Genomic DNA, 5,907 nt, shown 5'->3' with positions numbered 1-5,907 from the left:
CCTTTTTAAATCAATTTATTATTAGAATTTATGCATCCACGATAAACTATACTTAAGCATCGATAAACTTTGTGGATCTTAATATCGAGGAACAGATCAGCATCTTATTTGGAAAGCTTTGCTAAAAAACTATGGATTGTGATGGTCAATCAGTTAGGGGCGATATCCCTTTTGTCTAAGTTTACTCTTATGCTACGAACTATAAATCGTGTTGTGAGCTTTCATAGAATAAGTCAGCTAAAAAAGCCGCGTTGGCAAGAAGCAAACCAAGATTTGACCCTAAAGAATCATGCTGTAATGATATTGTGAACCAAGCTTTACGTTGTCTTCTTAACAATAGCGAACGAGAATGCTCTTATTCAAATATTTCAGCTTTTTGACGGAGGTAGGAATACACGAAGCATTGCTGATAAAGGTTATGCTTCAAAAACACGTAGAAAAGGATGAGGCAACAAAATTACATCTATATTCTTTCTGCCGAATCTACTAAGAAGACAGCATAAAATGATGGGAACCTTCTTTATAAAGAGGTACCATTTTATCAAAAACTTCTTCAATCAATTTAACCATTTCTGCTCTATTTCCCTATGGTTTGATAACAAGCTTCTTTTATGAGATTTTCTGATCTCTGCTGTTCAGCATTCTTCGCCTTTAGAACATGGACCGCACAGACACAAGTTGTTAGGAAATATGCGCTAAGCTGGTAAATTTTGGGAAAACTGACCGTGTGGACGAAATCGCCAGAGATAGCTTGGCAAAAGTGCTGCCATTGCTTTGGGGGTAATTCCTACTCCCTCTAAAGTGTATCCATTTTCTAAAGCCTCCTGAGAAACAATGTTATCTACTTGCAGGAAGCGTATTTGACCGGCTGTTACCAGCGTTGGCACGAGAGGCAATTTACCAACAGTTCCCAAAAGACCTCCAATTAACAAGCCAGCAGAAAGAGGTATGGAGAGAATTGTTTTTTTGCGGTGAATGATTTTTAATACATATTCAAGTATGTTTTGAAATGTAATAATCTGTGGACCCCCAAGATCATAGCTTTTTCCAGAGATAACACGTCCTTCTAAAGCACGTACAATAAATTCAGCGATGTCACCAACATACACAGGCTGTAATTTACTTTGTCCACCGCCAAAAAGAGGCATAATCGGTAAAAAACACAATAAGTTCGCTAAGCTGTTAAAGAAACAATCCTCTGGCCCAAAGATAATGGATGGGCGCATGATAATAGCTTGAGGATGTTCGTTATGAATGATTTCCTCACTCAGAGATTTAACGCGTGCATAAAGAAAAGAGGCATTTTGATTGGCAACAAGTGCGGACATATAAATAAGGGGGATTCCAGCTACTGCTGTTAATTCAGCAACATTTTGTGCTCCCTCAATTTGAGTCTTTTGAAAGTTTGGTTGATGTGCTTGTGCTAAGCTACCGGGAAGAAACACTGCGCCATCTGCACCAAGCAATGCACGTGCAACAGAAGCGCGATGCTTGATATCAGTTTTAAGCATTTGGGTTTGTCCTACTTCTCCTATTTGGAGCATGTAATAAGCTTTTTGCGGAGAACGAACAGCAATACGAACCCGATAACCCCGCTTAGTTAAAGCTTCAACGACATGTCGTCCTACGAAACCAGAACCGCCGAAAACAGTAATAAGTTTAGGATGTTGGTAAAGTGCACAATCAAGTTGCATGATCAAAAGGTCTATCTTTCAAAGCTCTATAAAGAATGAGTTTCTAACATGGTGGTGTTTTGTTGTCACGTAAAATATCACCAGCAAGGTAAAGAGACCCGCCTATGAGGACAATTGCCTCTTTATACTCTGTGTTAATTCTCTGTAGGGCCTCTTGGAAATGGGCTTGCGGGTTGGCAAGAAGTCCTACTTTTCGCGCTGATTCAGCTAAAATCATTGGACAAATACCTGCGTTGTTATCGATCAACGGGACCGTATAAACTGTATCAACAAGGTGTGCTAAAGGACGAAAATAACCAACTGCATCCTTAGTATTGAGCATGCCAACAATCATAAGAATAGGGCGTTTTGATTTTTGTTTCCATTTCGTAAGTTCTGCTGCAACAATTTTTGCAGCAGCGGGATTGTGACCGCCATCTAGCCATAAATCAATGCTAGGAGACATCTGATTAATCAAATTTCCATGAGTAAGATGTTGCATTCGTGCTGGCCAGTAAATATTTTGTAGTGCTTTACTTATTACTTGTTCTGAAAGCCGAAAACCTGCTTGATAAACTGCTTCAAGGGAAGCTCCAGCATTGGCAATTTGATGTGCTCCAATCAGGTTCGGCAGTGGAAGATCCATGAGACCTTGATTATTTTGAAAAACCATACGTCCGTGTTCTGTATAGCTTTGATAATCTTGATCAAACAGAGAATAAGGTGCTTTATTTTTATCAGCAAGGGTTATTAAAGTCGAAAGGGTTTCATCATGATCTTGCTTACCGATGACCACTGGAACTCCCTGTTTGATAATCCCCCCTTTTTGAAAAGCGATTTGTGCAATTGTATTTCCAAGAAAGTTCTCATGATCATAGTCAATGGGCATAATAAGGGATACAGCCGGCTGTTGAATCACATTTGTAGCATCAAAACGTCCTCCTAAGCCAACCTCTAAAATCACGACATCTGCTGGATATCTGCTAAACAGTATAAAGGCAGCTGCGGTAAAAATTTCAAAAACAGTAATTAAATTTTGACCATTCGCTTTTAAAACTTGCTGAATTGTCTCAGCTAATTGTTCTTCTGTGACAAGTTTTCCCCCTCCTCTTTGCCCCAGTCGGCAGCGTTCATTCCAATTAACCAGATGAGGTGAACTGTAAACATGAACGCGGTAACCTGCGCTTTCCAAAAGAGCACGACAAGTAGCTGAAGCAGATCCTTTACCATTTGTTCCAGCAATATGAATAACGGGGGCAAGCTTTAAATGAGGATTATCAAGGCTTTCTAAAAGACGAAGAATACGTTCTAAAGAAAGGTCAAATTTTTTAGGATAGTTTTTCAGTAAATCATCTACTATCCTTTGCACGTGGTTTTTTTTCATAGTTTAAGCAGCTTGTGCTTTAGAAAGCGATGCTTGAGAATCTTTTGGAGAAGGATTAACAACGGCGGGATATTTCATCATCAAACGTAAAAGTCGTGCAATGGTAGCTTTCATTTCTAAACGTGATACAACCATATCAATCATGCCATGTTTGAGCAAATATTCACTACTTTGAAAACCCTCTGGTAAGGTTTCACGTATGGTTTGTTGGATGACACGTGGTCCTGCAAAACCAATCATCGCACCAGGTTCAGCAATGTGAATATCACCAAGCATGGCATAAGAAGCAGTAACACCACCGGTGGTTGGATTGGTGAGAACCACAATATAGGGAAGTTTCGCTTCTTTTAGCATTTCTATGGCTACAGTTGTACGGGGCATTTGCATCAAGGAGAGTGTTCCTTCTTGCATGCGTGCACCGCCAGAAGCAGAAAAAAGAACCAATGGGCATTTTTCAGCAATGGCAGTATCAAAAGCTTTGATGATCGCTTCTCCTGAAGCCATACCAAGTGATCCCCCCATAAAGGCAAAGTCTTGAACAGTGGCTATAATTGGTAAGCCCTCAATAGTACCGCGTGCACTTAAAATATTGTCATCAACACCAAGTTTAGAACGATAATCTTTTAGCCGGTCAATATAACGTTTTTCATCACGAAACTTTAATGGATCTGTTACAACTTTTGGATTTTCAAGAGGCGTATAAACACCATCATCAAAAAAATGTGTGAGACGATTTTTGGCACTGATGCGCATATGATAACCAGAACTGGGGATTACATATTGATTAACTTCTAGATCTTTATGGAAGACCATCTCACCACTGGTGGGATCTTTGATCCACAGATTTTCTGGAATTTCACGGCGTCCCAGTATGGAATTGATTTTAGGACGAACATAATTTGTAATCCAGTTCATCTTTGTAGCCTCTCTTTAAATGTTATACATTTTTTGCACGTTTCAGGAAAATATAGACGGGATGGTTGATTCGTTTTGCTAGCTAAATAAGCAAATCCGTTTAATATTTTTATCAGTACACGTATAGCTTTAACCTCACTATTTTTTATTTTTTGTCTCTAAAATATTATAATGGTAATTTGCATAAAACTCTTTTTCATAAAAAAATCTGTCCGTATTTTAAAGAATGCACATGATTTGATTTTTTGCTTTGATTGATCCCATTACTTGCGTTGGTTGACAAATGCTTCATTTTTTTCGATGGAAAACCAACATTGAGCAAAATCTTAACATCAGTGATGCAAGATTGAAACAAAAAAGCCTTATAAACATCAATAAGTCTTAATAGTCCATAAAAACAATGGAGAGGGTAACGTTATATTAAATAAAATGCCAGTAGAGAGTCCAAATTTTTTTCAAAAACTGTCTCTAATGAGAAGAGATGAACAGTTTTTTAAAGGATCAAATTTGTTTTTTGTTTACCGTTATTTATATGCTTTGTAGTTTCACGCGATTTTTTAAAAAACATTTCTCAAGGCACCCCAAGATTATTTTACAATGGCGCTCGTGAATAGTATAATGGTGAAGCCATTAAACACCCTCATTTTTGCGCTTATGAAGGAGCAAGCTGGCACCACCATTCTATTTGCGAGATCAAAATGTTGCGAAAGTCCTTGCATTGAAACAGTTCATAAACACTATTTTTGTCCCTTTAAGTAGTTTCACCCATATGCCAACCCTGTTTGTAACATATAAGCAAGTGATTTTAGTTGATACTACGAGAAAATCTTATTACGGGTTCAAATTCAAAAACGATTATGGGTTATTGTAAATCAATATTTTTCAGTTAAACAAAATGCATCACACTTCTTTTTATTACGTTCTTGAATGGGATCACGCCCCTTATGAGAAACAGAACGCCATTGTATTACAGTACAGATTTTATAAATGCGTTTTATTATACTTAGCGTTATGTATGTGATGCTTTTTGGGAAAGCATTTTATGTAAGTGTGTCATGAGAGCTGCTGCAAAAAGTGGTGTTGCTAAATTAAGCAGTGGAATCGAAACAAAAAACGCGATCAATAATCCTGCACCAAAAACTGTCATGGAATGAACATGTAAAAAAGCATATGCTTCTTGTTCGGATCGAAAACGGTAGGCAGCAAATATAAAGTATTCACGGCCAAGCAAGTAGCCGTTAATAATATAAAAAGCAATCAAATTGACACCAGGTACGAAAAACAAAATAAAAGCGATTGCATTACCGAGAAGGCTTAAAGTAACAAATTTTAAAGAAAGAATAAGAGACCGTCCAAGTGACAGAGCGCTTCCAATAGGCTGGTTTGGATAATCTTCTTTTTCAATAATTTCAGCAGCGGAATCAATAAAAAAGCTTCCAATCATAGCTGTAATTGGAGCAATTAAAAAAGCCATCAGTAAAGCTAAACCTAAATTAAAAATAATCAGTATGCTCAGTTCTAAAAATCCTATCCAATCTGATAAATCAGGAAAAAAATGAGCAATCCAAAGTGCAAAATAGGACATAAAAAGTTGACGGACAAACAACCATATAATGAAGAGCACAATAAAAGTAAGCCCTAATGCTTTCAATATCATCATGCGATATTGTGAAGTTAAGAGGCGTTGTAGAGCACGATACGCAGCAGTAAAAATCATAAATCATAAATAAGGAAAGAACAGTAAAAAGACAAGAGATAGCTTAGGGGGAGGTTAATCATATGATTTAACATACGTTAACTTGAATAAGGTGTAAGAAATTGTTGTTTTAAAGAGCAGGAGAATTTTTTAATTATGAAAAATTAGAATAAGATTTATGTATAGAACTCATTAAAGTAGAGCGATTTTTTTGAGATCATCATGCTGATTTATAAGGA

General features: G+C 37.3%; 4 protein-coding genes. All 4 read right to left on the bottom strand.

The window, feature by feature from the left end:
- Positions 1-695: 695 nt before the first annotated feature.
- The 4 genes from BN200_RS02760 to BN200_RS02745 all read right to left on the bottom strand — a co-directional run bounded on the left by BN200_RS02760 (position 696) and on the right by BN200_RS02745 (position 5,689).
- On the bottom strand, positions 696-1,694 hold the full coding sequence (locus BN200_RS02760) for a complex I NDUFA9 subunit family protein (RefSeq protein WP_019220910.1): 999 nt from the start codon (positions 1,692-1,694) through the stop codon (positions 696-698).
- A 43-nt stretch (positions 1,695-1,737) separates the two neighbouring features.
- Positions 1,738-3,057, bottom strand: a complete 1,320-nt coding sequence (locus tag BN200_RS02755) for a bifunctional folylpolyglutamate synthase/dihydrofolate synthase (protein WP_019220909.1) — start codon at positions 3,055-3,057, stop codon at positions 1,738-1,740.
- A gap of 3 nt (positions 3,058-3,060) precedes the next feature.
- A complete protein-coding gene (accD, locus tag BN200_RS02750; protein WP_019220908.1) occupies positions 3,061-3,972 on the bottom strand; it encodes an acetyl-CoA carboxylase, carboxyltransferase subunit beta in 912 nt (303 codons plus the stop codon).
- 1,009 nt (positions 3,973-4,981) lie between these two features.
- Positions 4,982-5,689, bottom strand: a complete 708-nt coding sequence (locus BN200_RS02745) for a sulfate transporter family protein (RefSeq protein ID WP_019220907.1) — start codon at positions 5,687-5,689, stop codon at positions 4,982-4,984.
- Between the last annotated feature and the right edge of the window lie 218 nt (positions 5,690-5,907).

It is taken from the genome of Bartonella senegalensis OS02, from assembly GCF_000312545.1.
Classification (GTDB): domain Bacteria; phylum Pseudomonadota; class Alphaproteobacteria; order Rhizobiales; family Rhizobiaceae; genus Bartonella; species Bartonella senegalensis.
Note: the sequence above shows the minus strand (reverse complement) of the source record. Positions and strands in the feature narration are given on the sequence as shown.

Coding starts and splice junctions, on each gene's coding strand:
- BN200_RS02745 (WP_019220907.1), bottom strand. CDS start 5,689: ATGATTTTTACTGCTGCGTATCGTGCTCTACAACGCCTCTTAACTTCA.
- BN200_RS02755 (WP_019220909.1), bottom strand. CDS start 3,057: ATGAAAAAAAACCACGTGCAAAGGATAGTAGATGATTTACTGAAAAAC.
- accD (WP_019220908.1), bottom strand. CDS start 3,972: ATGAACTGGATTACAAATTATGTTCGTCCTAAAATCAATTCCATACTG.
- BN200_RS02760 (WP_019220910.1), bottom strand. CDS start 1,694: ATGCAACTTGATTGTGCACTTTACCAACATCCTAAACTTATTACTGTT.